The 653-nt window shown below is 38.0% G+C and carries 1 protein-coding gene; it reads right to left on the bottom strand.

Going from position 1 to position 653, the window contains the following annotated elements:
• The coding region (locus B5J93_RS14325; RefSeq protein ID WP_338065642.1) for an IS630 transposase-related protein at positions 1-466 on the bottom strand (466 nt) is incomplete at its 3' end.
• Positions 467-653 lie beyond the last annotated feature (187 nt).

The following is a 653-nucleotide window of genomic DNA, read 5'->3' as shown; positions in this document are numbered from 1 at the left end:
GTTCTAACCAATCATAAACCGTTTGGGTGTTGGTGTGGTGTTTATGATAAGACAAAGCAAACAATTGATTGTGACATAAAGCACCAATGACATCAGCCCTCAACCTGCTGTTTTGGTAGTTATGATACAAGATGCTAGGCTGACCAATAGGAGCATCACCATAAGGACGATAAGTGTGTGCTTCAAACCCTGATTCATCCATGTAGATGATGGGATGGTCTTGCTCTTGATAGGCGGTAAGTTTAGCTAAATACTCTAACTGCTTATTGATGTCTGACTTTGGGTGTATTCTTTTGTTTTTTTTATGAGTAATGCCCAATCTTTTTAAAGCTTTGTAAATGCCCATGTCAGTACAACCAAATCGTCTTGCTCGCTCATACAGATAATCATAGGGATAATCTTCTACATCTTGGAGTAATGCCTCATCATTTATCTTTCTAGGCTTTACTTCTTTGGTGGGTTTAATCTCTATGTTTTGTTGCCAGTTTTGTAAGGTACGAGTAGAGACATTTAAGTAAAGAAGCTACCTTGCGATAAGACATGCCTTTGTCATTGATGAGCGCCAAAGCTTTTTTACGAAAGTCTAAGGAGTAGGTCATGGTATTTAAAGCTCTATTTAATGAATGTTAGGGTATTGTAGCATATTTGGGGTT

It is taken from the genome of Moraxella equi, assembly GCF_002027555.1.
GTDB classification, from domain to species: Bacteria; Pseudomonadota; Gammaproteobacteria; order Pseudomonadales; family Moraxellaceae; genus Moraxella; species Moraxella equi.
The sequence above is the reverse complement of the archived record's forward strand: the minus strand, read 5'-3'. Positions and strand labels throughout refer to the sequence as shown.